A 23,755-nucleotide genomic window follows, 5' to 3' on the forward strand; every position below is an offset into this window, starting at 1 on the left:
AAAAAAAATAACCCAACTTTATTTTTCAGGTAAAGTTGGGTTATCAATTTTAATATTTTATTAATGATATCTATTACTTCAATGAAACTTTATTTTTCATCATACGTGACGTTACATAAAACAGGACACAAACCATCACGATTTCAAATACATAGCCTCCAAGACCGATTACAATGCCTGTGGGCTCGGAGCCTTTTACGGTTTCCAGGATAAAGCCGAACATGTTTTTAGATGTCAGCGAAGCATTTATTTTTTCAAAGCCAATTTCAATTGAAAAGGGAACAAAAACAGTAAATATTGCTTCCACTATCTGTAAAATTATATTTGTTGCTATAAAAACCAGAAAAAGCTGCTGCTATGCCTATACTATGAAAAGCAGGCGTGTTGGCCATGGTTACTGCGAAGTATATCTGCCCCAGTAAATACAGAGTTGCAAGTATGATGGCCGGTATGAATAAATAGATCATTTTTTCGGCACCAAGGCTTTTTATTTCATCCATTGCCAAAGCCAGTTCGCCTGCGACTCCAAGACCATACAAGCTCACAAAAAATGCCCCGGCAGTAAAGCAATAGCTTAAAATCATCCACAAAAATGCCACTATGGATTTGGAAGCCAGCAGCAAACCAGGTTTAACAGGCAGCGTAAACATCAGATAACCTTCGTTTGAATACAGATTCTTATAAAATCTCATAACTATAATTACAAAAGTAATTATTGAGACAGCGATTCCCAGCAGCATGAGTACCACCGACGTGGTAAATTGAAACCATTGGATATGCAGCAGCTTTACCGAAAAAAGCACCAAACCGGCAAAAATCAAACCGACAAGATAAAGCAGAGGAATGGTGCGTGCAGTATCTTTGAATTCGTATTTCAACAATTTACTCAGCATTTAAATACCTCCTCAAATAATTCCACCACGGATTTGCCGTTATTCTCGCGTATATTGTCCACAGTATCGTCAATCAGTATTTTGCTGTCTCCAATCATGATCACCCTGTCAAATATCCTTTCCACATCGTTGATCAAGTGTGTGGAAAGAAGGACTACCGCGTCCTCCGAATAGTTATTCAATATAATGTCCAGCATTGCCTTTCTGGATGCCGGATCCAGACCTCCCAGGGGTTCATCCAGAAGATATATCTTTGCTTTCCTGGACATGACCAGGGTGAGCTGGACCTTTTCCTGCATGCCCTTTGACATGCTTTTTATTTTCTGGTTGGGATCAAGCTTAAACTGAGCCAGCATTTCTAACGCTTTCTTCCTGTCGAAGTCGGCGTAAAAATCCTCAAAAAAGTCCAGTGCTTCCCTTGCTTTATAATTTTCAGATAAATAAGTTTTTTCAGGCAGGTAGGAAATTATGGATTTTGAGAATTCACCGGGTTCAGAGCCGTCAATCAGAACTTTTCCCTTATAATCTTTTATAAGACCTGCTATTGCTTTTATCAGGGTAGTCTTGCCGCAGCCGTTAGGTCCCAGCAAACCCACTATGGTTCCGCTTTCAAGTGTAAGTGATATATCGTCCAATACCTTCCTTGAGCCGTATTTCTTATCCAATGAATTTATTTCAATTATCCTGCTCATATATTATCCTCCTTTATTAAAGGCTTGATTTATTTGATACTATTTTGATTATTTCCTCATTTTTGTAGCCAAGCTTTTGCATGGCATCATAATAGCTCTCGGTATACTCTTCAGCCATACCGCTTCTGGCTTTTGATATCTTCTGCTGGTCCTGTGAAACATATCTCCCCGAAGTTCTTTCGGTATAAAGCAGCCCATCTCTTTCCAGCTCGGACAGAGCTCTCTGCATGGTGTTGGGATTTACCGAAAATTCAACAGCCAGGTCTCTCACAGACTGCAGCCTCTGCCCCGGCTCCCAGACACCGGATACAATTCTGAGTTTTACATCATTCATTATCTGAAGATAAATGGGCACATTTGATGAATAATCATTTGCCATGGAAATACCCCCTTTCGGTAATTTTTCTATCCCTTTTTATCAGCTTCCTGCCAGGTTACCTTATAGCTTCCCTTGTGTCCCTCAGCCGTAACAGTAATATCGTAGGCGCCGGGTTTGTCAAGTGTCACCTTGAACTCCGAGGTGGGAAGGTCGTTTTTTTCGTATACGGTCTCGTCCTTTTGCTTCTTTTCAGCTTTTTTATCTGCTTTCCTAATAATAATAAAATCAAGCTTTCCTTTTTTTGAAACTATGTTAACACTGACCTCAAGGGTTTCTCCTTCTTTTACATGTAAATCTGTAGTTTTGTAACCGCTGAATTTTTGATAGGACGCCGACATCCTGGAAAAGGTATTTATCTCCACCGATCCAGTTGAACCTCCGCTTCCATAAGTACATCCCGAAATAAAGACCAGGGCAAATATGAGTGCCAATAAAAGACTTGTTTTTTTATTCATACGTTATATCCCTTTCAATAGGTTATGATATTGTACCACTGTATTATTGTACTAATATCCTAATACAATAATACAACAATTGTATTAAGGTGTCAATACAATTGTTGTATTTGCAATAGCAGTTGCTTGCAATTATAGGCAATGCATATACTCCTCAACTTTGCCTGCCTCTACTGTAAAGCCCGCACCCTTGGCGCAAAAAATAGAATTTGAGGTATATTCCGGATCTGCATTTTTATTGTAACCCGAATTTTCAATTACTTCGGATTCATTATGGCATATGTCATAACCGTCAAAAAACAGGTTTATACTGCCCTTTCCCTTTGTAAAGGAAACCAGCTCCATACTGTAATTCATAAAGGTTGCAACCGGCCCCCTCCCCCTTATTGTCAACTTGTTTTCCCGGGTTTCAGGCGGCTCAAAATCACCATGCATTTTCTGTATATCCGATAAAACCCTTCCCATGCTGTCAATATCCACTTCTATCCTGAAACGGTAGAAGGGCTCCAGCAATATGCATCCGGCTTTTTCCAGCCCCTGTCTCATGGCGCGCAGAGTTGCTTCCCTGAAATCACCTCCGCTGGTATGCTTCAGATGGGCCCGTCCTGTCAAAAGGGTGATTTTAACATCTGTAACTGACGAGCCGGTAAGCACTCCGTTGTGCTCCTTCTCAAACAGATGGGAGCGGATCAGATTCTGGTAACTGGGAAGAAGGTCATCGATATGGCAGATGCTCTCGAAGGAGATACCGCTGTTCCTTGGTGCCGGCTCCAGTCTCAAATGTACTTCGGCATAGTGCCTCAGGGGCTCAAAATGCCCATAGCCCGTTGCCGGCCTGGATACGGTCTCCCTGTAAAGGACCTGGCAGGGGCCGAAATCCACTTTATATAAAAACCTTTGTTCTATTACCTGCTTCAGCACCTCCAGCTGTATAACGCCCATTATGCTGAAGTGCAGCTCCTGAAGCGCTTCATTCCATGAAACATTAAGAGCCGGGTCCTCTGCTTCGAGAAGTTTCATTTTGTTCAATACTTCCTTGTTGTTCAAACTTTTATCAAAGACAAGCCTGGACTTAAGTGCAGGTATCATCCTGTATACGGCTCTTTCCTCCAGGGTTCCCGCCCCATCTCCCGCACAGGCTTTCGAAAGGCCCGTAACGGCGAAAATCTCCCCTGCCGAAACAAATTCTTTTGTTGAAAACCTGGTGCCGTTGTATGATCTTATTTGATTGATCTTTTCGGAAGGTCTGACACTGCCGGTGCTTTCATCCTGCCTGCCGTATTCCAGAATATCCTTTACAGAAAGCTTCCCCGAAAGGGCCTTTATATATGTAACCCTGTTCCCCTGCTCATCATGGCGTATTTTATATACTCTGCCGCTGAATTTCTCAGAGCTTTTTTCTTCATAATCAGAATATGACAGCAAGTCAAGAACTTCCACAAATTCTGTTATACCAACATCCTGGAGAGCCGAGCCCGCCATGCAGGGAAAAACACGGCCCTGTTTTATCAGCTGCTTCAATTCCATGAGCCAATCAACGTTCTCAACCCTCCCCTGCAAATAAAGTTCCAACAGGGTTTCATCTCTTTCAGCCACAAATTCCATCAATCCGGGACTCATATTTTTGAGCTCGGCTATGGAAAGACAGCCGGTATTTTTTACGGCTTGGGGAATCAGGCCGGCTGTAAACAGGATTTCCCCGGTCAACTTTACCTTTATTTCAGCTATAACATTTTCAATATTTGCCCCTACACGGTCGATTTTATTTATAAAGAAGAAGGTGGGAATATTCAAGTTTCTCAAGAGCTGCCATACGGTTTCAGTATGGCCCTGTACTCCTTCCACAGCGCTGACAATGACAACTGCATAGTCCATTATCTGCAGTGCCCTTTCCATTTCAGACGAGAAGTCGGCATGTCCCGGGGTATCTATCAGATAACAGGTTGATTGCCCATAAGTAAAAACAGCCTGATCGGTGAATATTGTAATACCTCTGTCTCTTTCAATTTCATGATTGTCAAGAAAGGAATTTTTATGGTCAACTCTGCCTCTGCTCCTGATGCTTTTGGTATGGTATAAAATCTGCTCTGCAAATGTAGTTTTTCCGGCGTCCACATGTGCCAGTATTCCTATGGTCTTCTTCACCTTAACCCCCAGGCCGTATTATGGCTTTGAGCCGCAATGGCGGCCGCAAATATTGATAAATTTTTTCCTATACGCAAAAAACTGCCAACAAGTATTTGTCAGCAGTTTTTAATCTTAATTAATTACTCTTTATCGTGATCGTGTCCGCAGCCGCATTCATCGCTATCACAATCGCAATCCCATTCAAGTTCTATCTTCTGATGACAGTGAGGGCATTCGATTGCTTCGGCATCCTCATCGATCAAATCAAGGTCAACCTCTATCTCCTCACCGCAGTAAGGGCATTCGATTTCTTCGAATTCGATCTCATCTTCGGCTTCGTAAACAATTTTTTCGAGTTCGGCAAGATCCTCGTCAATACCATCCACCTGCTCACCCATTTCATCCTGAATCTCTTCAACGTCTTCGATAGCAAGGGAAATATCGTCCAAAACATCAATGATAGCAGTCAAAAGCTTGCCTTCATTTGTAGTATCATCTACTTTCATGCCCTCTGCCAAACCTTTAATGAAAGCAACTCGTTCACTAATATAACTCATAATCCTACCTCCTCATTTTTACTTGTGTATATTTAATTATTTTACTCTTTCCATGTATTCATTTGTTCTGGTATCTATTCTTATAACATCTCCAGTATTAACAAAAAGCGGAACTTTTATAACAGCTCCTGTTTCAACAGTAGCAGGTTTTGTAGCACCGGTGGCAGTATCACCCTTGAAGCCGGGATCAGTCTGGGTAACTTCAAGCTCCACAAAGGTTGGCGGCTCAATTCCGAATACATTTCCCTTGTGTGAAAGTATCCTGACTACTTCATTTTCCTTGACGAGATCAAGAGTGTTTCCTATTGTAGCCTTGTTTATAGGCATCTGTTCATAGGATTCAACATCCATGAAATAGTACAAATCGCTATCGTTGTAAAGGTACTGCATATCTTTTCTTTCAATATGAGCTTTTGGCATTTTATCGGTTGGATTGAATGTTCTTTCAACTGTTGCACCGGTTACTATATTCTTCAGCTTTGTTCTTACGAAAGCGGCACCTTTACCAGGTTTAACGTGCTGGAATTCCACAACCTGAAAGATATTATTATCCAGTTCAAAGGTCACACCGTTTCTAAAATCGCCTGCTACTATCATATCTTACCTCCATGATATAAATAAAATTTAACATTTTATGAATTAATAAATAACATAAAGAATTTTTTATGTTTAATTGTTCCTAGTTTATATTAAATTAATTTTAACGTTTAGGCAAGTAAATTTTCGAAATTTCTGTTTAATTTAGTACTTAAATCTCTCATTTTCACAGTATGATGATTTCTTTTGGAGCCTGAGTTAAAATCTGGGGAGTTTGATCTCTTATAATGATAGTATCTTCAATTCTGACACCGCCTAAACCCTCAACATATATTCCAGGTTCGACAGTAACTGCCATATTGTTTTCAAGCACCTTATGTCCGCCCACCGAAAGCCTTGGATTTTCATGAATTTCAAGCCCCAAACTGTGTCCCAGTCCATGGCCGAATTTTCCTTCAAAACCCTTTCCATAAATAATATCTCTTGCAATCTTGTCAACTTCCCTGCCGGTTCTGCCTCTTACCGCTCCTTTTTCTGCAGCCAGCTGCGCCTCCAAAACAATATTGTAGATATCCAGCAATCTTTTGTCGGGCTGTCCCAGGAATACCGTCCTGGTTATATCCGAGCAGTAATGGTTGTACAGGGCGCCGAAATCCATGGTTATAGTATCACCCAGTTCAAGCTTTTTTTGTGACGCCACGCCATGGGGCATTGAGGATCTTAAGCCAGAGGCTACAATTGTTTCAAAGGACGGACCAGCTGCTCCCAGCTTCTTCATTCTGTATTCCAGCTCGGCAGCCACATCCAGTTCGGTGATTCCCGGCTTTATTAGCGGCAGTACCTGCATTAACGCATCATCGGCTATCTTAACGGCTTTGGCGATTATTTCTATTTCCTGTTCGTCCTTTATACTTCTCATTTCATCAACCACCGGACCTATACCTTTAAGCTCAGTGCCCTTGAGCTTCCCTGCCAGAACCTCATATTCAGAGTAGCTTACCGACTGATCTTCAAAACCGATGGCTCTTATATTTTCAGAATTGATCAACTCCATTATTGTTTCATTCATATCCTGTTTATGCTGGATTATCTCAAATAGGGGGGCCTGCTTTGAAGATTGTTCGGCATACCTGAAATCGGTAAGCAAATATGCCTTGTTTGGTGTTATAACCAAATTTGCCGATGTACCTGTGAAACCCGAAAGATACATGTAGTTTTCCCTTTTGGTTATCAATGCAGTATCCAGCTGCATGCCAGCCAGTTTTGTTCTGAATTTTTCAAGTCTGTTTTGCATATTATTAATATTAAACATTCCAACTCCAATCTGCGTCATAAGCGCTCACTCTATTATTTTTTCTATATTCAATTCCTTATAATTATTTCTTATTAATATTTCTTTAATTATGCTTTCGATCACGCCTTTAATTATCTCTTTTATAATTGCTTTGTTATCAGCTGTATATATAGCCGTTCAGGTTTGCTGCCGCATGCAAAGCCAGAATGTAGCTCATTTTTCCAAAACCGCATATCTGTCCTGCACACACAGGCGCTATCACAGATGTATGCCTGAATTCTTCCCTGCTATGTATATTCGAGAGATGTATCTCAATTGTAGGTATCTCAATTGACTTTATGGCATCCCTGATAGCTATGCTGTAATGGGTATACGCTCCTGCATTGATTATCACTGCTTGGTAAACTCCCCTTGCAGCATGCAGCCTGTCAATAATCTCTCCCTCATGGTTGCTCTGGATAAAGTCGGTTTCAAGCCCCAGTTCTTCTGAGGTAATATTCACTGCCTTTGCAATGTCCAGAAGCGTCTCACTTCCATAAACTCCTTTTTCCCGGACTCCCAACAGATTTAAATTGGGACCGTTTACAACCAATACTTTTTTCATTGTTAACCTCCATGTCAATATTTTCCTGCAGGCACCGACAAAAGCCCATAATACGTACATTCAGGCTGCCGGCCTCTGACTATTCATATTTTTCTTTGGCCTGCAAATAAAGCCTTTTCATTTCAAGGGCATCCTCCGCCATCATTCCTCTTGACTCACAAATAATTACAGGTTCCATTTTTCTTTTGACAAGTATTGGGGCCAGATGTTCAAACTCCGGTCCATACTGTCTGTCAGAAAAATTCCAGTGTCTTTTTTCTCCCCCTTTTGAAAACTCGATCCTGCTGAAATGACAGTGAATATTTCTCGTTCTTTCCTTTCCGATGGAGTTTTCGATTATATCAATTACAGCTGCAAAATCCTCTTCGGAATTAAGCCTTCCAAGCCCACGGGCGTGCACATGTCCAAAATCGATGGTGGGGATAATCCTTTCATCGACCTTGCACATTTCCATTACCTCTTCTATGGTACCCAGCTGATTGTGCTTTCCCAGCACCTCCGGGCAGATGTGCACGTCCCCGTAACCTGCAGCATCAGAGAGTTCCAGTGTTTCCTGCAATATCTGCAGAGCATACTTCAGAGCAGTCTCCCTTCCCACCTTGCTGCAGGAGCCGGTATGCACGACAATTCTTTTAGCGTCCATCCATTTTGCTGCTCTGAGTGTTTCCAGGATATATCTCTTTGAATTCTCTCTCTTTTCCTCTTCCTCACTGGACATGTTTATATAATATGGGGCGTGTATACTTAAAAATATGTTGTTATCCTTTGCCTGCCGGCCGATCTCGGTTGCAGTTGCCTCACCCACATTCACACCCTTGGTACAGGAGTATTCGTATGCGTCCAGACCCATTCCGGCCAGCCACGCAGGCATTTGTGAAGATGACTTGTATCCTTGTTCATAAAAACTGTCAGAATTTCCTGAAGGTCCAAATTTTATCATGCTTTTCTCCTTAAAATGCAGTTTTGCTTCATCAGTTGGTAACATCTATTTCATATATTGACGGTGGTTATAATTCTCTTTAAAAGCATCAGCCCAAATTGCTCTCCAGGAAAACCTTCATAGCCTTGTAGAACATGTAAACATCTATTTTACTGGTTACCTCCACAGGGGAATGCATTGAAAGCAGCGGTACTCCGCAGTCAAGTACTTCAACGCCAAGGTTTGCAACATACTGTGCTATGGTACCTCCGCCGCCCTGGTCAACCTTTCCCATCTCGGAGGTATGCCAGATTATTCCTTTTTCATTGAAAAGCTTCCTTATTAGTCCGATTGCCTCGGCATTTGCATCACTGGCATCATATTTGCCCCTTGAACCGGTATATTTCTGGATTAAAACCCCATTGCCCATGTAAGAAGCATTTCTCTTTTCCTGAACCTCCTGATATGCCGGATCAACGGCAGGGTTGACATCAGCCGATAGCATGATGGAATTTTCCAGGCATTGATTCAGCAAAATATCCGAGTAATTGCTATTTGTCAAATAAATTAACTTTGATATGAAACTCCTGAGAAAATTGGATTGAGCTCCTGTATTTCCTGTACTTCCGATTTCCTCCTTGTCGGTCAATATACACAGTGCTGTCATATCTGCCGGTTTTGCATCTATCATTGCCTTCAAGCATGTATAAGCGCACACCCTGTCATCCTGTCCGTATGCACCCACCATACTTCTGTCAAGTCCGATGTCCTTTGCCTTGAACGCAGGAACCGCCTCCAGCTCGGCAGAAAGAAAATCCTCTTCAACCATGCCGTATTTTTCATTGAGAATTTTTAATATATTCAGCTTGATTTTATCCTTTACCTTTTTATCATTATATGGTCTGGATCCTATCAATACATTCAGGTTCTCTCCGGCCACCACTTCGGTTGCCTTCTTTTGCATCTGGTCCTGTGCAAGATGAGGAAGCAGGTCGGTTATTGTAAACACCGGATCTGCTTCGTCTTCTCCAATACATATTTCGATTTTTGTTCCGTCGGCCTTGACAACAACTCCGTGGAGGGAGTATGGGATAGCAACCCATTGATATTTCTTTATTCCGCCATAGTAATGTGTTTTAAGCAGAACAAGGCCCGAGTCTTCATACAGTGGATTCTGTTTGATATCCAGTCTTGGGGAATCAATATGAGCCCCTACCATGTTAATACCGTCAATGACCGGTTTGTCTCCGAGTATTGCGAAAGCAACCGCCTTATGCCTATTTATGTAATAGACCCTGGCTCCCCTGTTTAATCTTTTGCCCTGCTTGAATAAAGTTTGCAGATTTTGATAACCGTTTTTAATTAATTCCTTTTCTACAATAGCTGCAAACTCTCTTTCTGTTTTACCTTTATCTAAATATTCCTTGTAGTTTTCACAAAGGTCAAAGGCATCTCTAATTTCTTTTTCACTATGTTCCCATGCATTCCTGGGCTGGTAGGAAAGCTTTTCCTTCAACAGCTCTGCTTGTGATTTTTCTTCACTCATGACAAATCTCCCATCCGCATACCATGTATGCTTAATCCCATTATTTTGACTTAAATTAAAAAAATTGATAATATTATTTAAGATATTTTAAGATATTAAATTTAAGTTTTTATAATAATATTATCTGTATTTATATTTAAGATATCCAAATCAATGTATAATAACACAAATCCGGATAACTTATTCAGTTTTATTATACTTACCAAAGGAGAAAGTTACAATGTTTGACAATCATATTCATTCAAAATTTTCTACAGATTCCAAAATGGACGCCGAGGAAGCTTGTAAAAGAGCTGTTGAAATAGGTTTGACCGGAGTTGTGTTTACCGATCATGTGGATTATGACTATCCTGACTTTGACGAAAGCTTTTTAATAAATTTCGATAAATATTTTGAAGTCTTCTCTGCACTAAAAGCTAGTTGGAAAGAAAAACTTGTTGTGCTGACAGGTGTCGAAATGGGCTTCCAGCCGCAGGTTCTGGAGCACATAAACAGAGTTTTGCTGAAATACCCTTTTGACTTTGTCATAAATTCCGTCCATATTATAGACCATATGGACCCGTATACAGGTGCATTTTTCAGAGGGCGGACCCAGCAGCAGTCTTATGAGCGCTATCTGGAGGAAATCCTGGTTTCGGTGGGAGCATATGACAACTATGATGTCATCGGCCATATCGGATATGCTGCACGTTATGGAAACTTTGAGGACAAGCCGTTAAGATATGCCGATTACAGTGATTTGTTGGATCAAATACTGAAAGCCGTCATTGCAAGGGGCAAGGGTATTGAAATAAATACCTCAGGTCTGCGTTCCGATCTGAAACAGCCCATTCCCGGTTATGATGTGTTCAAAAGATATTTTGAACTTGGCGGAGAAATAATAACCGTGGGTTCCGACGCCCACTTTGCCGAGCATCTTGGCCATAGTTTCAAAGAAGCCGTTGCTCATCTGAAAGACATAGGTTTTAAATATGTTGCTCATTTTGAGAAAAGAAAGCCGGTATTTGAAAAATTAGTAATATAAATTTAACATAATATCCCATTGCAATTTAGCTGTAATAGGTATATAGTAAATATTGTAGTAGAAAGAAGGTGATAAAATTGAATAAGGATAACGTATTTATTAATCCCGATGTTATTGAGGATTGCCTGAGCGAATGCTTTGATGTTTTTGAAAAACAATCTCACGCAAACACTTCCGCCAACACCTCAGAAGCAGTTGAAACAGCCTAGTGAAAAGGGCTTTTTTACTTTCTAAAGCTTTTTCCCTCTAAAGCTTTTTTCCCTGAAGTTCCTTCATCATCAAGAATTCCGTAACCCCGTTTTTATATAAATCAGGAATACGTCCCACTTCCTTAAATCCATTTTTTATATAGAACTTTTTGGCACCAGTATTAAAATCCGCAACAACAAGAAACAGCTTGGAGGAATTACATACCCTTTCCATGTAATTTAAAAACTCCCTGCCTATCCCAAGTCCCCGGAACTCTTCTTTTACCGCAACAATATGCAGGTAGGGGAAACTGTGAAAAACTCCGTTTTCAATAATCCACATGAAACCTAAAACAATGTTATCCCCGTTAATGGCAACACTTATTTCACCCTTACCCATACCCTCGCTTATGGCATTCAATGCTTTATTCTCAGTTGAGAAATATATTCTTCCCAGTTCCGATTTCTGCAAAGCAATTATACAGTCATTCAGATGCTTGTTTTCAGCTTTTATTATACTTACATCCATATTTTAGTATTCTCCTGCCTCTTAACTGTATTTCCAGGCTTTTTCATATTGTACGATTTTATTTCACCGGTACCGAGTAAGTGACATACTCCCTGTCGAAATGATATCCTAATTTTTCGGACAAAGCCACAGATTCCCTGTTTGCGGCATCCCAGCTGGGATAAAGATTTCTGTCCAGACACTCCAGTATCAATTTTGATGCGCAGGCAAGAGCCAGGCCTCTTCTGCGGTATTCCGGCTTTGTATCTATTTCAATTTCTATACCGCCGTTATATACCGTATACGAAGCTGCACCCGATACCAGCTCGCCGTCGTGAAGGATTACCGCTCCCAGACCATACATTTCAAATTCTTTGTAGCCGGAAAATTGGGAACACAAGTCTTTTGACCAGCCTTGTGACCCTGCCTTTTGAAAAACTTCCTCATCAATCATTTTTATTGTATATTCTGGTGAAAGTTTTTCAATATAAGCATTTAACTTTTGCCTGTCAAATACCCCAGGTTCCTTTTTTATAGCATATCTCATGAATTTATTAAATCTGTTTTTATATGCTGTTTCAATCAGAGCGGCCCACTCATCGTTCGGCGGAACCATTAAAATATTTTGTGCCGAAAAATCGCCAGGTATATTTTTTACCAGTTCAATATCCGGAGCACCTGCAAAAAAACAAAAATCCCCTGTTATGATCTGAGCAGCTGCCGGCTGTTCTGCGTTATCCGCCCAGGCACTTCCCATTATGCCATGCAGACATGACCATATTAAGGTTTCCTTCCAGCCCTCAAAGAACGGAACTATTTTATCCATTTCATGTTTTTTCAAATGATACATTGTTATCCCCCATATCTTCTATACTCAATAATATCTCCGGGCTGGCAATCCAGAACATCACATTTGGCCTCCAGTGAAGAAAAACGGATAGCCCTTATAAAAAGCATTCCGTCGGCTAAAATAAAGCTTCCTTTACTATAAAGTGTGAAGTTACAGTTATATCCTTTGAAACGAGGGAATATTCAATCAATGTATCTTCAATTTTCTCATTCATTTAATTTTCCTTCACAATTGGATATTATTACTATTTAAATAGTAATACCTGACCATAATGAAGTCAAATATATTTAATGTTTATCATTAAACCTTGAAAAATGGAGTGGAAATATACGAAGATGTGCAAAAGTGTACGAATGTGAAAATGAGAATATGAATATGAATGTGAAGACCATAGAAAAGGCATAGATAACTCAGGAACAGGCAGATAATATGAAAAGGGATGCTTTCGCACCCCTCTGATTTATTTCTGAATAAGGTCAATGGAACCCAATACTACGTGAGCCAGTCCAAAACCGATTATACCAGCGCCGATTGCAACCGTTGAATCACGCCTGGTCATTCTATGTCTTTTCATTTTCATATCATAACCTCGCATTGCCAATCCAGTTGCCGTAACTGCTGTTCCCAAAACGGCAGGAATAAGACCTTCGCGCAAAAGAATCCCTCCTCTTTGGAACCAGCTGAAAATTAATCTGCTGACTCCAATGAAATAAAATCAATTATTAATGTCTGCAAATTATTATTTTATATGTGTTTTTTTTTATTTGTTTTTAATCTATTGTTCCTCCGCCGACTACTACATCTTCATTGTAAAAAACTACCGACTGTCCGGGTGTGATGGCCCTTTGCGGAGTATCAAAAACCACACGGATTTTCTGCCCGTCAATGACATGAATCGTTGCAGGCGCCTCCTTCGCAGAGTATCTTATTTTGGCATTGACTTTCATACCGTCAACTGGTCTCTCTATTGAAATGAAATTTAAGTCCGAGGCTGTAAGCGTATCTGAAAACACTTCATTGTCGTCTCCGAGAACAACCCTGTTGTTTTCCGCATCCAGTGCCACAACAAACATAGGTTTTCCAAAGGCTATGCCAAGCCCCTTTCTCTGACCTACCGTGTAATGTACTATTCCCTTATGTGTTCCCAGTACATTTCCTTTTGTATCAACAAACTTTCCGGGAACAATTTTTTTATCACTGTTTTCACTCAGGAATCTTCCATAGTCATTATCGTTTATAAAGCAGATTTCCTGACTGTCGGGCTTGGTTGCCACAGAAAGTCCTATTTCCTTTGCTATCTCCCTTATCTGTTCCTTTGAATAATCCCCCACCGGCATCAGAGTCCTTCCCAGCTGCTCCTGCGTGAGATTATACAGCGCATAAGTCTGGTCCTTTTTATCAGTCACAGATTTCTTAAGGATGTGCCTTCCAGACTCAGGGTCAAGCATAACCTTTGCATAATGGCCTGTGGCAATATAGTCAATTCCCATTGCAACAGCCTTGTCAAGCATTGCCTGCCATTTGACATGCCTGTTGCAGGCAATACACGGGTTGGGAGTGCGTCCTTTAAAATACTCTTCCTTGAAATATTCAATAACAGTTTTGTTGAATATTTCCTTGAAGTTCAAAACATAATAGGGTATTCCAAGCTTATTTGCAACTCTTCGCGCGTCATCAACCGCAGACAGGGAACAGCAGCCGCCCTCTGATTTCTTTATTTCCTCATCCATATCCTGCCATATCTGAAGCGTTACGCCTATTACCTCATACCCCTGCTGCAACAAAATGGCGGCCGCAACAGAACTGTCAACGCCGCCGCTCATTCCAAGCATAACCTTTTTTGAGCTCATTACCTCAATCTCCCATACTAAAAAATTCACCCTACGTTAAAAAAATGGTTAAATAATAACCGAATATCATTTATTATTTAACCATTTTTAAATTAATTCAGAGTTATCCAGTAGTCTATATCATCTAAATTCATACATCTCCGGCGGTTAAATTCCACCGGACAATACACGTTTATATATTACAGATCTAGTCTTCATCATCAAAATCTTCTTCACGTCCGTGGCTGTGATAACAGCTGTTGCAGCAGCCGTTACAGTCTACGCTCTCATCGGGGGCCTGGCCGTTCTTTCTCCTGTAATCCTCCAGTGCAGCAGCAATAGCTTCCTCTGCAAGATTTGAACAGTGCATCTTTGCGGGCGGCAATCCATCAAGTGCTTCAGCAACAGCTTTATTTGTTATTTTCATAGCTTCCTCAACAGTTTTGCCCTTTACAAGCTCGGTAGCCATACTGCTGGTTGCTACTGCAGCCCCGCAGCCAAAAGTTTTAAACTTTGCATCAACTATTATATTATCCTCTATTTTAAGATACATTTTCATGATATCTCCGCATTTTGCATTTCCAACCTGACCAACACCATTGGCATCTTCAATTTCTCCAACATTTCTTGGATTTGAAAAATGGTCCATGACTTTTTCACTATACATTTAACATAACCTCTTTTCTCATATATGATTAACTTTGATTAAATGCTCATAAATTGATAACAGGGTATCAAATATTACTTTTTGTTCTTGATAGCTTCGTATAATGGCGACATATCCCTTAACTTGCTCACTATTTTAGGAATTTCCTCAAGTAAAAAATCAACATCCTCCTGGGTATTCTCCTCACCAAATGTCAATCTCAGTGAACCGTGAGCAATTTCATGGGGAAGACCGATAGCCATCAAAACATGTGAAGGATCAAGGGAGCCCGAAGAACAGGCCGATCCGCTGGAACCGCAAACTCCGATCATATCAAGCATTAAGAGGAGTGATTCGCCTTCTATATATTGGAATGAAATATTTACATTGCCAGGCAGTCTGTTGGTTCTATGGCCATTCAATCTGATATATGGAACTTTGGCCATAAGACCCTCTATGGTTTTTTCTCTTAAGTCCAGAAGCTTTGTGTTATAGGAGTCCATATTTTCAACCGCAAGCTCTATTGCCTTACCCAGTCCGATAATACCAGGCAGGTTTTCGGTACTTGCCCTCTTGCCTCTTTCCTGTGCTCCACCATGTATAAAGGAGGAAATCTTCACACCTTTTCTTACATATAAGGCGCCTACACCCTTAGGTCCGTAGAACTTATGGCTTGACAGAGATAAAAGGTCAATATTCATCTTCTCTACATCTATGGCAACATTTCCTATTGCCTGTACAGCATCAGTGTGAAAATAAATGCCCTTTTCACGGGCAAAAGCACCTATTTCCTTTATATGCTGAATGGTACCTATTTCATTATTTGCAAACATGATACTGATAAGAATGGTTGTATCCTTTACAGCCTTTTTTAAATCTTCCAGTGATACAACTCCGTCGCTGTCAACGGGCAGGTAGGTTACTTCAAACCCTTCACTCTCCAGGTATTTGCAGGAATTCATTATTGCAGGGTGCTCTATGGCAGACGTAATAATGTGATTGCCTTTTTTCTTGTTGGCACTTGCTATGCCTTTTATAGCCCAGTTGTCGGCTTCACTTCCGGAACCGGTAAAGTAAATCTCTCTGGCCTGTGCTCCAAGTGCCCTGGCAACCTTTTCTCTGGCTTCTTCAACCGCTTTCTTGCTTTCACGGCCAAGAGTATATATTGAAGAAGCATTACCAAATTGCTCGCAGAAGTAAGGCTTCATAGTTTCAAAAACTTCAGGCTTTACATATGTGGTTGCTGCATGATCTAAATAAATAACTCTGTTTCCCATATCGAACACTCCCTTATAAATTTGAACTTAAAGAGGAATATATGAATCAGTCTTCAAGTATTCCTTAATAATATACCCTTACAAAATTAATAAAAACAGGATTATATGTAATAAATATAATCGTCATTTCTTGTTTTTTCCTGATGCTGCTGTACAAGATCGGCTACCGTAATAGAATCAACAACCTCGTTGATTTTATCCCTCAATTTCGCCCAAACCGCAGCCGTAACACAACTATCAGCCTTATCACAGCTGACAGGCATTTCGAGATCTATGCAGTCCACCGGGCAAAGCGTCCCTTCCAGGGATCTTAAAACATCTCCCACCAAAATTTTTTCAGCAGGCTTGGCAAGCAGGTAACCTCCTTGAGCGCCTCTGATGCTTTTGACAAGGCCGGACTTTTTCAAGGACGAAAAAAGCTGTTCCAGATAATTTTCGGAAAGACCCTGTCTTTCTGCAACACTTTTTAAAGATACCTGCCCTTCCCTATCATGGACGGCAAGATCAACTATGGCTCTCAAACCATATCTTCCCTTTGTGGAAACCTTCAAGTTAATCACCTTAATTCCAATTAATTTACTAGACTTTATTGATGTTACCATATCATAAAAGGGAATTCAAGTAGAAATAGTAACATTTATTTGAAATAACTTAAATTATTTTTATTTTTCAGATTATTATATGCGCTAGAAAAACGAGCTGTAACACCTGTTTTTCAGCATATAATCAATTTCATCTATGCTCTTTCCGTTTGCGCAGACAATAAAAACACCATAGCTGGATTTGCTGCTGGTGCTCATAACAGGGTTTGTATTTTCTTCAGTTATTGCCGAAAAATCAAAACGCCCCCCCTCATATACAACTGCATCTATAGGGTTTCTGTAAGTATATAGGTCAACCACATTATACCCTCTTTGGGATAGGGCTTTTGACAGCTCCGTTAAATTTGACTGTACTGCAACTATCATATTTTCACCTCCGAAAATAATATTTAAAGGAATGATTTTCATTCTTAGGTACTAACTTCCAGAAAATATTTGTTCTATTTGAAGTTATTCCCTGATAGTATTTACAGAGGTAAAATATTTATTCTATTTTGCAGAGATTTTATTCTTCAGAATTATCCTCATTTTCCTGAGAACTTTCTGCTTCATCGGGATTCTCATTATCAGCCTCCTGAACATCTCCGGTGGTATTTTCACCTGTTTTTATTATCTTATTGCTTGGCAGGGGCTTATTGGTGAAAATAAACCATACTGCAATTACTGCATATACTGCAATACTTTGCATGAGAAAAATCTGAAATACCACTATGTTTAATATTAGTAATACAAAACCTGCAAGTAGTATCCACGCCAGTACTCTTTTCTTCATCACTGCTCTCTCCATTTCTCCAACCAGTCTTTTATTTTGGCTTCGTAGCCGTTTGCAGTCGGGTTGTAATAAAGTGTCCCTTTCATTTCCTCAGGGAAAAATTCCTGTTTTACGATATTATTTTTATAATCATGTGCATATTTATAGCCCTGTCCATAGCCCAGCTGCTCCATGCCCTTTGCTGCGGCATTCCGCAAATGCATGGGGACACTCCCAGTGTTTTTTGATTCAACATCAGACATTGCTTTGTTTAAGGCCATATATGCGGAATTTGACTTGGGGCTGCAGGCAACTGTAACTGCCGCATGAGCGAGTATTATCCTGGCCTCGGGCATCCCAATCATCTTTACCGCCTGTGCCGCGGCCACGGCAACCTGGAGTGCCGTCGGATTTGCCATACCCACATCCTCTGAGGCGCATATTATTATTCTTCTTGCCAGGAATTCTACATCCTCACCTGCATACAGCGCTCTTGCAAGGTAGAATACTGCTGCATCAGGGCTGCTTCCCCTCATGGATTTAATAAAGGCACTGATATTATCATAATGCTCTTCACCATTTTTATCAAAGCGGATTGCTTTTTTCTGAACGCACTCTTCAATTGTTTTCAAGGTTATATCTATAGCACCGTTCTCACCAAGCTCGGAGGTAAGTACGGCCAGCTCTATGGAATTAAGTGCCGTACGGGCATCACCGGAACAGACCTCACTCAGGTAGTCAAGCGCCTCCTCGCTGATATTTATAATATAGTTTCCCAGGCCCCTCTCATTATCCCTGATAGCGGTTATAAGCAGTTTTTTTATATCTTCTTTTTCAAGGGGCTTCAGCATAAACACCGTTGATCTGGATATAAGCGCTTTGTTTACTTCAAAAAAAGGATTTTCGGTAGTTGCACCTATCAGTACGATGGATCCGTCCTCTACATAAGGCAAAAGTGCATCCTGCTGGGATTTATTGAAGCGGTGGATCTCATCTATAAACAAAACTGTTCTGCCATTTGGATTAAGCATTGTATTTTTGGTGTCGGCGGCAATTCTTTTTATATCACCAACGCCCGAAGTTACCGCATTAAGCTTTTCAAAGCTGGACTGGGTGGTATTTGCAATGATCCTGGCCAGTGAAGTTTTTCCGGTGCCTGGCGGGCCATATAGAATAATTGACGTAATTCTATCCGCTTTTATCATCCTGTACAACATTTTATCCCTGCCTATTATATGGCCCTGTCCGACAAATTCCTCAATAGTCCTCGGCGCCATTCTGTATGCCAGGGGCTGTATCTTTTCTCTCATAAAACTCCTTAAAAATCTCCTATTTAACCTATTTTTTTATCATAAAGGTCTTCCAGATATCTTTAACTTCGTTAACTGTCCTGTCAGTTGCCGTAAGATCAGGAACAACACTGATATAGCAGTACGAATAGTCCCCGGCCTCAAAGCAATAGCTGGTCACTGCTGCAAAAAAATCCATATCTGCACTTTCAACCTTATATGTATATACCCTCATTTGATAACCTTTTTCATTGACAGAGGACTGGACCGGAGTCGCACCATATACTTTTTTCAGAACCTTCATTATACCAAATTTCTCCTCGTCGGTGAGAGACCTGGACAATGATGAGTTTTCGGTCGCATAAACCATTACACTTGCATTTGTATCAGGCTCGGTAAAAGTGACCGAGCTATCATCTCCGGCACCTGATTTGGTCCAGTAACCGGGCAGTTTAACACTCCAGCTGAAGGTTTTGTTAATATACTCAAACAATTCGTCCTGCTGTGACACCCTTATACCGACATTTTTATTGGTATATTTTTCAAAATCACTCTCGAATTTTCCTTCATCAACAGAGTAGAAGTCCATTTGATCTATGGTCTCTTTAAACTGGCCTATAAGCTTATCGTATTCGCCTTCAGGAAGTTTGACTGTTATTTCATAAACAAAACTTCCTTTGGTAAAATATAACTCATCCATAATATAGACCTTATCTCCCTGTTTTATGCTGAATTTAAGGTTTCTGGCCTCAGCACCGGCAGCTGTGGCATTCTCATCGGAGATGAATTTATATACCCTGGCATTGAAATATTTGTTGTATTTCTCCTTGATATTGTCTACATATTCCTCAAGACTTCCGCTGTCCCCCAGCGTATTCATGGTTATTCTCATATAGTGCCTGCTGTCCAGACCAAGGCAGGTCGTCATGGGATCATCGTTTGACAATACCTTATCCCATTTTGCAGGTACATTGATTGACCAGGGCAGATATTTGGCATCCAGGTTCAAAGTCACATAGTTATAAAAACTTGCCTTTCCCTGCACAACCCTGGAAATATCCTCCACACCTTTTACCGCACCTTTATAATTGAGACTGAAGGAATTCATAATGTTTTCATAATATTTGTCTGTTAAAAGCTTTTCAGGTGTAACTGAATTATCATAACAATTTATAGTGACATAATAGAAGTAATCTCCCTTGTCAAATACTTTTACTCGCAAGGACTCATCATATTCTGAAAGCCTTGTATACTGAAAGTACGGGACAGCGGCCGCAGGATCCATTTTTGAATTTCTCACCGAACTGTTGTACAATATATCGTTGTACAGCTCGGCAAGTTTTCTGCCATTTTTATTTTCCACTGCTATCTCAAAATAAAGACTCCTGCTCTCATTTGTAATGCCTACTTTATCGGATTTAAAGCTGTTGGATACTATTCTTGATCCGGAGGGTATACTTAAGCTCCAGCCGTAAAAGCTGTTGCCCACCTTCGGACTGGTAATGCCTCCGGTGAGAAAGGATAAATCATTTAACGCCCCGTCATCCTCAAGAACTATCTTTATGCTGCCTTTTTTCAGGTCACTGGTGACAGTAACCGGAAAACTGGCCGATATAAACTCCAGAGGCACCATAGTCGCTTTGTCTTTTACAACAGGTGCTGCCGGCAGTTTTTTCTTTTCAGTATTGGAAATGTATTCTGTCGACCCGACAGTTATCTCGGCATTCATTTCACCATATATGACTTCGATAACTTTATTCTTTTTGTTTACTTCGGCTCCGACGGCTGTGGTGATCCATTCCAGAGGTACCATTGCCGAATTGTTCGCCATATAAGGTTTTTCAACCTTTGATTCGGTTCCGTTGACTTTGGCAGAAGTACTTCCCACCTTGAGTTCAAGCACCAGTTTGTCATTTCCGGCCGCATATGTATTCGTCAGGAAGGCTGCCAATATTGAAATCACAACAAGCAGACTTAATAAAGTTTTTCCTATTTTCATAACTGTCACGTCCTTATTTTCTATACTCTTTTTCTCTTAATTGCTTACTGCCGTTCTTAAAACTCTTCTGACGACGGTTTATTTTTCACCGAAAACCACGTTGACTGTAAGCTGTTTATTATCCCGGAGCAATTTAAAGGCCGCTTTATCTCCCGGAAGATATTTTTTCATTTCCTCATTGTAATCGATAATTGAGTTAACCTTCACACCGTTTACCGATACCAGCTTGTCGTCCACCTGAATGTCGTACCTTTCAGCGTCCGAGCCTTCTTCAATATCCCTGACCGTCAGGCCTTCAACAGAACTGGGGAGACCGTACTGTGAGGTTATGCTCTCTGAAAATACTATTCCCAGATAAGGTCTCTTGATTTTTCCGAATTTCTCAAAGTGACTTATGGCGTACCTGACGGTATCAACAGGAATTGAAAAATTAAGTCCTTCCACTCCAAATCCCACCAGTTTTACCGAATTGATGCCTATAACCTGGCCCTTCATATTCACCAGGGGGCCTCCGCTGTTTCCTCCGTTGATTGCCGCATCGGATTGTATAAACCTGTACTCCCCGTCGGCCGACCTGTTCATCCCGCTGATTATGCCTTTTGTGGCCGAGTTTCTTAAATTAAAAGATAAGGGTGTGCCAATGGCCACAACTTCCTGGCCCACCGCAACACTGGACATATCTCCGAAAACGGCCGGAGTCAGTCCTCCCTTGTCTATTTTGATCACCGCCAGATCAAGACTGTCATCTATGGCCTTCAGCCTGGCTTTATATGCCTTGCTGTTGGAGAGGACAACCACAATGGTATCCATGTCCTTTACAACATGGGCATTGGTAACTATGTATCCGTCACTTCTATATATGACGCCTGTTCCAAAAATCAGGTTGTCGGTGTATTCGCTGTAATCATAACTGCTTTCCTTAAGCTTGCCTATGATGCCTACCACTGAAGGACCGACTTTGTTTATTATATTTGAAATCCTGTTTGTATCGGTATTTATTTCAATTGACTTATCGCTTTTGCTTACGGTAATACCATCAAGATTTCCTGCCAGGCTGTCGACAAGTACATACTGTTTGCCGTTGAATTCCTTTACCGCATCGTTTACCTGTTTGCCGTCAATCTTCAAGGTTACATTTCCTGCTGCATATGTACCGGTTGTCATAAATACGATAGCAGTTACCAGACACACCGATTTTATAATGGTTTTTTTTATCATATTCCCTCCATAGGCGGTTATTTCCTGTCAGGATTAAATCTTTCCAGATTTCCATTTTACCATTTTGCGGGAAGCAGTTCAATTTAATTTGCTGTCTGGAAATATTTACATGGGATCATATTATAAAAATATCCTCGAGAGGGATTTCCAGGCCTTCAAATACATTTGACCTGACAGTCTGGTTGTTTGTAAATGTGATAAAGTCTTCTATGACCTTGTTTTCGAAATTATATAAATATACGGCTTTTTTTGATGTATCGGCCAGCCAAAATTCCTTAACTCCCGTAAGTGCGTATAGATTGAGTTTTCTGAGCATATCATGCTTTCTGGAGGAGGGGGAGAGAACTTCCACGACTAGTGTGGGTATGCCCCAATACTTCCCTTTTTCATCTATTTTTTCAGTATCACAGATGATAAGTATATCCGGTTGAACAACATTTTTGTTGTTATCTCCCTTAATCAAGGTAACGTCAAAAGGTGAAGTCAGAGGTCTGCACTTTTTATCTTTGAACCAGATATGGAAGTAACCGCTGATTTCGGCGATGACCCTTTGGTGGGCATAACTGGGTGAGGCCAGCAGAAAAAGTTCTCCGTCAATAAGCTCATACCTCTTGTCAGATTCTTCGGAAAGCTTTGTGAATTCCTCATAGGTCATCCTGAGACCGTCCTCATCTTCATATATGCAGCACTCTTCCCCCACCCTGTCAACGTTACTGCAGGGAACCAATCTTGCTATATCCTTGCTGTTTTTGGTTATGATGATTTCTTCAGAGGCAGAAGCCAATGCCAGATATTTTCCAAAGTTATTTTGAACCTCCGTTGATGTTACTCTCATAATCAAAGCTCCTTTCAAAGAAATACCTAACGTTGAAATAAAAAATATCTTTTGATTTGAAGAGTATTAGCTAAAATATATTTGATTTTAGCTAATCATGCTGATATTTATTAGCTATAATTATTATAAGCTTTAAAATAAATCAAGTCAACAATTTAGCTAATATCAATAACCCTGGAGTCCGGCTTTATCAATTGCCGTATAAGTAAGCATGTCATTAACCCTCTTACTCTCCATCAGTGATATTGAGCTCACTTTTACCGCTGATTTATCAAATTGTATTTTATCTATACCAGGTGCATTTTCGGCCGGCCTGGTCTCTCTTACCAGGGTTATATGGGGACTATAGCTTCTGCCCTCACCGGGATAGCCTTCCCTCTCAAGTACTGCTTCAAGCCTGCAGTATAATTTCTGCAGTTCGCTGTTTTCCTCCAGCCCCGTCCAGATTATTTTTTTATTGCCTTTGCTGAATGCTCCCAGTCTGTCAATCTGCAGTTGAAAGCAGGGCGTACCTGCCGCAGCCGTACGCAAGGCCCTTCTCAGCTTCTCAACCTGTCCGGGATTCTGTTCCCCTATAAACCTCAGGGTCAGATGAAAATTTTCCTTGTGTGAAAAATTCCCCCCGCTGCAGTATTTCTTAATTTCCTGCTGGAGAGAATACAAACGTTCCTTTATTTCCTCCTCAAATTCTATTGCAAAAAACACTCTCATATTAACCTCCATGAGCCACATTTGC

The 23,755-nt window shown here is 40.7% G+C and carries 29 protein-coding genes; 2 read left to right on the plus strand and 27 right to left on the minus strand.

Annotated features, from left to right (window positions below; translation table 11 throughout):
* Positions 1-73: 73 nt before the first annotated feature.
* The 12 genes from CTER_RS28820 to CTER_RS11730 all read right to left on the minus strand — a co-directional run bounded on the left by CTER_RS28820 (position 74) and on the right by CTER_RS11730 (position 10,003).
* On the minus strand, positions 74-223 hold the full coding sequence (locus CTER_RS28820; RefSeq protein ID WP_242834975.1) for a hypothetical protein: 150 nt from the start codon (positions 221-223) through the stop codon (positions 74-76).
* Positions 224-266: 43 nt separating this feature from the next.
* Positions 267-893 carry a hypothetical protein gene (locus tag CTER_RS11680; RefSeq protein ID WP_004625698.1) on the minus strand — a complete coding sequence of 209 codons (627 nt, stop codon included), beginning with the start codon at positions 891-893 and terminating at the stop codon, positions 267-269.
* Positions 887-1,585 carry an ABC transporter ATP-binding protein gene (locus CTER_RS11685; protein WP_004625692.1) on the minus strand — a complete coding sequence of 233 codons (699 nt, stop codon included), beginning with the start codon at positions 1,583-1,585 and terminating at the stop codon, positions 887-889. The genes CTER_RS11680 and CTER_RS11685 overlap by 7 nt, the downstream gene beginning before the upstream one ends.
* Before the next feature lie 16 nt (positions 1,586-1,601).
* Positions 1,602-1,964, minus strand: a complete 363-nt coding sequence (locus CTER_RS11690) for a GntR family transcriptional regulator (RefSeq protein ID WP_004625716.1) — start codon at positions 1,962-1,964, stop codon at positions 1,602-1,604.
* A gap of 26 nt (positions 1,965-1,990) precedes the next feature.
* A complete protein-coding gene (locus tag CTER_RS11695; protein ID WP_004625674.1) occupies positions 1,991-2,419 on the minus strand; it encodes a hypothetical protein in 429 nt (142 codons plus the stop codon).
* Positions 2,420-2,551: 132 nt separating this feature from the next.
* Positions 2,552-4,564, minus strand: coding sequence for an elongation factor G (locus CTER_RS11700; RefSeq protein ID WP_004625701.1), 2,013 nt, complete (start codon positions 4,562-4,564; stop codon positions 2,552-2,554).
* 122 nt (positions 4,565-4,686) lie between these two features.
* A complete protein-coding gene (locus CTER_RS11705; RefSeq protein ID WP_004625680.1) occupies positions 4,687-5,103 on the minus strand; it encodes a CD1247 N-terminal domain-containing protein in 417 nt (138 codons plus the stop codon).
* A 36-nt stretch (positions 5,104-5,139) separates the two neighbouring features.
* Positions 5,140-5,700, minus strand: a complete 561-nt coding sequence (gene efp, locus CTER_RS11710; RefSeq protein WP_004625696.1) for an elongation factor P — start codon at positions 5,698-5,700, stop codon at positions 5,140-5,142.
* Positions 5,701-5,866: 166 nt separating this feature from the next.
* Complete coding sequence (locus CTER_RS11715) at positions 5,867-6,934, minus strand: M24 family metallopeptidase (RefSeq protein ID WP_004625712.1); 1,068 nt, start codon at positions 6,932-6,934, stop codon at positions 5,867-5,869.
* A 157-nt stretch (positions 6,935-7,091) separates the two neighbouring features.
* Positions 7,092-7,538 (minus strand): type II 3-dehydroquinate dehydratase, encoded by a 447-nt coding sequence (gene aroQ, locus CTER_RS11720; protein WP_004625691.1) that lies wholly within the window; start codon positions 7,536-7,538, stop codon positions 7,092-7,094.
* A gap of 79 nt (positions 7,539-7,617) precedes the next feature.
* A complete protein-coding gene (locus CTER_RS11725; protein WP_004625679.1) occupies positions 7,618-8,478 on the minus strand; it encodes a TIM barrel protein in 861 nt (286 codons plus the stop codon).
* An 88-nt stretch (positions 8,479-8,566) separates the two neighbouring features.
* Complete coding sequence (locus tag CTER_RS11730) at positions 8,567-10,003, minus strand: aminopeptidase (RefSeq protein WP_004625700.1); 1,437 nt, start codon at positions 10,001-10,003, stop codon at positions 8,567-8,569.
* Between the two features lie 220 nt (positions 10,004-10,223).
* Between CTER_RS11730 and CTER_RS11735 the strand changes: the two genes are divergently transcribed.
* Both CTER_RS11735 and CTER_RS29065 read left to right on the plus strand, forming a co-directional pair.
* Positions 10,224-11,027 carry a histidinol-phosphatase HisJ family protein gene (locus CTER_RS11735; RefSeq protein ID WP_004625713.1) on the plus strand — a complete coding sequence of 268 codons (804 nt, stop codon included), beginning with the start codon at positions 10,224-10,226 and terminating at the stop codon, positions 11,025-11,027.
* 77 nt (positions 11,028-11,104) lie between these two features.
* The gene (locus CTER_RS29065) at positions 11,105-11,236 is read left to right on the plus strand and encodes a hypothetical protein (protein ID WP_004625678.1); all 132 of its coding nucleotides are present in this window, start codon (positions 11,105-11,107) and stop codon (positions 11,234-11,236) included.
* Positions 11,237-11,273: 37 nt separating this feature from the next.
* On the opposite strand, the gene CTER_RS11740 is transcribed toward CTER_RS29065, so the two are convergent.
* The 15 genes from CTER_RS11740 to thpR all read right to left on the minus strand — a co-directional run.
* A complete protein-coding gene (locus tag CTER_RS11740; protein ID WP_004625699.1) occupies positions 11,274-11,744 on the minus strand; it encodes a GNAT family N-acetyltransferase in 471 nt (156 codons plus the stop codon).
* Between the two features lie 58 nt (positions 11,745-11,802).
* Positions 11,803-12,573 carry a GNAT family N-acetyltransferase gene (locus CTER_RS11745; RefSeq protein ID WP_004625672.1) on the minus strand — a complete coding sequence of 257 codons (771 nt, stop codon included), beginning with the start codon at positions 12,571-12,573 and terminating at the stop codon, positions 11,803-11,805.
* 2 nt (positions 12,574-12,575) lie between these two features.
* Complete coding sequence (locus tag CTER_RS29285; RefSeq protein WP_083908983.1) at positions 12,576-12,680, minus strand: helix-turn-helix domain-containing protein; 105 nt, start codon at positions 12,678-12,680, stop codon at positions 12,576-12,578.
* A gap of 353 nt (positions 12,681-13,033) precedes the next feature.
* A complete protein-coding gene (locus CTER_RS11750; RefSeq protein ID WP_004625707.1) occupies positions 13,034-13,228 on the minus strand; it encodes a hypothetical protein in 195 nt (64 codons plus the stop codon).
* A 115-nt stretch (positions 13,229-13,343) separates the two neighbouring features.
* Positions 13,344-14,453: a tRNA 2-thiouridine(34) synthase MnmA gene (gene mnmA / locus CTER_RS11755; protein WP_278245924.1), complete on the minus strand. Its 1,110-nt coding sequence runs from the start codon at positions 14,451-14,453 to the stop codon at positions 13,344-13,346.
* A gap of 157 nt (positions 14,454-14,610) precedes the next feature.
* Complete coding sequence (nifU, locus tag CTER_RS11760) at positions 14,611-15,069, minus strand: Fe-S cluster assembly scaffold protein NifU (protein ID WP_004625690.1); 459 nt, start codon at positions 15,067-15,069, stop codon at positions 14,611-14,613.
* Positions 15,070-15,143: 74 nt separating this feature from the next.
* Positions 15,144-16,325: a cysteine desulfurase NifS gene (gene nifS / locus CTER_RS11765; protein WP_004625686.1), complete on the minus strand. Its 1,182-nt coding sequence runs from the start codon at positions 16,323-16,325 to the stop codon at positions 15,144-15,146.
* Between the two features lie 101 nt (positions 16,326-16,426).
* Positions 16,427-16,876, minus strand: a complete 450-nt coding sequence (locus CTER_RS11770) for an RrF2 family transcriptional regulator (protein ID WP_004625670.1) — start codon at positions 16,874-16,876, stop codon at positions 16,427-16,429.
* 135 nt (positions 16,877-17,011) lie between these two features.
* On the minus strand, positions 17,012-17,293 hold the full coding sequence (locus CTER_RS11775; RefSeq protein ID WP_004625710.1) for a YkuS family protein: 282 nt from the start codon (positions 17,291-17,293) through the stop codon (positions 17,012-17,014).
* A 139-nt stretch (positions 17,294-17,432) separates the two neighbouring features.
* Positions 17,433-17,699: a hypothetical protein gene (locus CTER_RS11780; protein WP_004625673.1), complete on the minus strand. Its 267-nt coding sequence runs from the start codon at positions 17,697-17,699 to the stop codon at positions 17,433-17,435.
* Entirely contained in the window at positions 17,699-18,988 is a 1,290-nt protein-coding gene (locus CTER_RS11785) for a replication-associated recombination protein A (RefSeq protein WP_004625709.1), read from the minus strand. Before CTER_RS11785 ends, CTER_RS11780 begins: the two co-directional genes overlap by 1 nt.
* A 28-nt stretch (positions 18,989-19,016) precedes the next feature.
* Positions 19,017-20,966 (minus strand): stalk domain-containing protein, encoded by a 1,950-nt coding sequence (locus CTER_RS11790; protein ID WP_004625689.1) that lies wholly within the window; start codon positions 20,964-20,966, stop codon positions 19,017-19,019.
* Positions 20,967-21,044: 78 nt separating this feature from the next.
* On the minus strand, positions 21,045-22,184 hold the full coding sequence (locus CTER_RS11795; RefSeq protein WP_004625695.1) for a S1C family serine protease: 1,140 nt from the start codon (positions 22,182-22,184) through the stop codon (positions 21,045-21,047).
* Positions 22,185-22,299: 115 nt separating this feature from the next.
* Entirely contained in the window at positions 22,300-23,019 is a 720-nt protein-coding gene (locus CTER_RS11800) for a type II toxin-antitoxin system prevent-host-death family antitoxin (protein WP_004625705.1), read from the minus strand.
* A gap of 165 nt (positions 23,020-23,184) precedes the next feature.
* Positions 23,185-23,755, minus strand: a 571-nt coding sequence (gene thpR, locus CTER_RS11805) for an RNA 2',3'-cyclic phosphodiesterase (RefSeq protein ID WP_242834976.1), incomplete at its 5' end; no start/stop codon positions are given.

Source organism: Ruminiclostridium cellobioparum subsp. termitidis CT1112 (assembly GCF_000350485.1).
GTDB classification, from domain to species: Bacteria; Bacillota; Clostridia; order Acetivibrionales; family DSM-1351; genus Ruminiclostridium; species Ruminiclostridium termitidis.

Excerpts from the sequence above, each read along its gene's own strand:
- CTER_RS28820 (WP_242834975.1), bottom strand. The coding sequence starts at position 223 with ATGTTCGGCTTTATCCTGGAAACCGTAAAAGGCTCCGAGCCCACAGGC.
- CTER_RS11680 (WP_004625698.1), bottom strand. The coding sequence starts at position 893 with ATGCTGAGTAAATTGTTGAAATACGAATTCAAAGATACTGCACGCACC.
- CTER_RS11685 (WP_004625692.1), bottom strand. The coding sequence starts at position 1,585 with ATGAGCAGGATAATTGAAATAAATTCATTGGATAAGAAATACGGCTCA.
- CTER_RS11690 (WP_004625716.1), bottom strand. The coding sequence starts at position 1,964 with ATGGCAAATGATTATTCATCAAATGTGCCCATTTATCTTCAGATAATG.
- CTER_RS11695 (WP_004625674.1), bottom strand. The coding sequence starts at position 2,419 with ATGAATAAAAAAACAAGTCTTTTATTGGCACTCATATTTGCCCTGGTC.
- CTER_RS11705 (WP_004625680.1), bottom strand. The coding sequence starts at position 5,103 with ATGAGTTATATTAGTGAACGAGTTGCTTTCATTAAAGGTTTGGCAGAG.
- efp (WP_004625696.1), bottom strand. The coding sequence starts at position 5,700 with ATGATAGTAGCAGGCGATTTTAGAAACGGTGTGACCTTTGAACTGGAT.
- CTER_RS11715 (WP_004625712.1), bottom strand. The coding sequence starts at position 6,934 with ATGCAAAACAGACTTGAAAAATTCAGAACAAAACTGGCTGGCATGCAG.
- aroQ (WP_004625691.1), bottom strand. The coding sequence starts at position 7,538 with ATGAAAAAAGTATTGGTTGTAAACGGTCCCAATTTAAATCTGTTGGGA.
- CTER_RS11725 (WP_004625679.1), bottom strand. The coding sequence starts at position 8,478 with ATGATAAAATTTGGACCTTCAGGAAATTCTGACAGTTTTTATGAACAA.
- CTER_RS11730 (WP_004625700.1), bottom strand. The coding sequence starts at position 10,003 with ATGAGTGAAGAAAAATCACAAGCAGAGCTGTTGAAGGAAAAGCTTTCC.
- CTER_RS11735 (WP_004625713.1), top strand. The coding sequence starts at position 10,224 with ATGTTTGACAATCATATTCATTCAAAATTTTCTACAGATTCCAAAATG.
- CTER_RS11740 (WP_004625699.1), bottom strand. The coding sequence starts at position 11,744 with ATGGATGTAAGTATAATAAAAGCTGAAAACAAGCATCTGAATGACTGT.
- CTER_RS11745 (WP_004625672.1), bottom strand. The coding sequence starts at position 12,573 with ATGTATCATTTGAAAAAACATGAAATGGATAAAATAGTTCCGTTCTTT.
- CTER_RS29285 (WP_083908983.1), bottom strand. The coding sequence starts at position 12,680 with ATGCTTTTTATAAGGGCTATCCGTTTTTCTTCACTGGAGGCCAAATGT.
- nifU (WP_004625690.1), bottom strand. The coding sequence starts at position 15,069 with ATGTATAGTGAAAAAGTCATGGACCATTTTTCAAATCCAAGAAATGTT.
- nifS (WP_004625686.1), bottom strand. The coding sequence starts at position 16,325 with ATGGGAAACAGAGTTATTTATTTAGATCATGCAGCAACCACATATGTA.
- CTER_RS11775 (WP_004625710.1), bottom strand. The coding sequence starts at position 17,293 with ATGATAGTTGCAGTACAGTCAAATTTAACGGAGCTGTCAAAAGCCCTA.
- CTER_RS11780 (WP_004625673.1), bottom strand. The coding sequence starts at position 17,699 with ATGAAGAAAAGAGTACTGGCGTGGATACTACTTGCAGGTTTTGTATTA.
- CTER_RS11785 (WP_004625709.1), bottom strand. The coding sequence starts at position 18,988 with ATGAGAGAAAAGATACAGCCCCTGGCATACAGAATGGCGCCGAGGACT.
- CTER_RS11790 (WP_004625689.1), bottom strand. The coding sequence starts at position 20,966 with ATGAAAATAGGAAAAACTTTATTAAGTCTGCTTGTTGTGATTTCAATA.
- CTER_RS11795 (WP_004625695.1), bottom strand. The coding sequence starts at position 22,184 with ATGATAAAAAAAACCATTATAAAATCGGTGTGTCTGGTAACTGCTATC.
- CTER_RS11800 (WP_004625705.1), bottom strand. The coding sequence starts at position 23,019 with ATGAGAGTAACATCAACGGAGGTTCAAAATAACTTTGGAAAATATCTG.